The 588-nt window shown below is 55.6% G+C and carries 2 protein-coding genes; both read left to right on the plus strand.

What is annotated here, in order from left to right; genetic code table 11:
* On the plus strand, window positions 1-97 hold a 97-nt coding region (locus tag EN993_RS36565), incomplete at its 5' end, for a nicotinate-nucleotide--dimethylbenzimidazole phosphoribosyltransferase (protein WP_164758097.1).
* Between the two features lie 92 nt (window positions 98-189).
* Window positions 190-447: a hypothetical protein gene (locus EN993_RS36570; protein ID WP_127266292.1), complete on the plus strand. Its 258-nt coding sequence runs from the start codon at window positions 190-192 to the stop codon at window positions 445-447.
* Window positions 448-588 lie beyond the last annotated feature (141 nt).

A 588-nucleotide genomic window follows, 5' to 3' on the forward strand; every position in this document is an offset into this window, starting at 1 on the left:
CTCCGGCGCCTGCCTCGCCGTCAACATCGTCCGCTCGGCGCTGGAATGTCATGCCCGCATGGCAAGCTTTGCGGAAGCGGGGGTGTCGGAGAAGTAGTTATCCATTCCCCGTATCGGCCGACAAAGACGCCGTTGTCACGACAAAGGAAGCATCTTCCGGCAGCGGCGATTCTCAGATAGATTTTGCGGATGAAAAAACTTCATCCCGTCGCAGCTGCAGTGTCTATCGCCGTGGCGGTTGCTGTTGTGCTCCGTCACAGCAGCTATTCAAGTCATGGCCCGATCGATACCGGCATTTTCGTTGTCTTCCTGGTCTTCTTCTGGTGGCTCATCAGCGATTTCTCCGGAGGAAAAGACGAAATTGGCGCTAGCGATGCTGCAGCCGGGGAAAAGAGCATTGCTTTCCGATTCGGCCGGCTTCTTAGCCGCATTTTTCAACGTGGCTGAATCGCCAAGAGATCCAGATAGCGCGGTCAATGAATCACGGTCAGACAGCCTGCCCGAGGCGCGTCAAACGCGTCTCGCTTTCAGGGTCTTTCCACCAAGTCTTTGAAGAATTTGGTGGGTGCGCACAGGATTGAACTGTGG

Origin of the sequence: Mesorhizobium sp. M7D.F.Ca.US.004.01.2.1 (assembly GCF_003997785.1) — a bacterium.
Taxonomy (GTDB): domain Bacteria; phylum Pseudomonadota; class Alphaproteobacteria; order Rhizobiales; family Rhizobiaceae; genus Mesorhizobium; species Mesorhizobium loti.

Excerpts from the sequence above, each read along its gene's own strand:
- EN993_RS36570 (WP_127266292.1), top strand. The coding sequence starts at position 190 with ATGAAAAAACTTCATCCCGTCGCAGCTGCAGTGTCTATCGCCGTGGCG.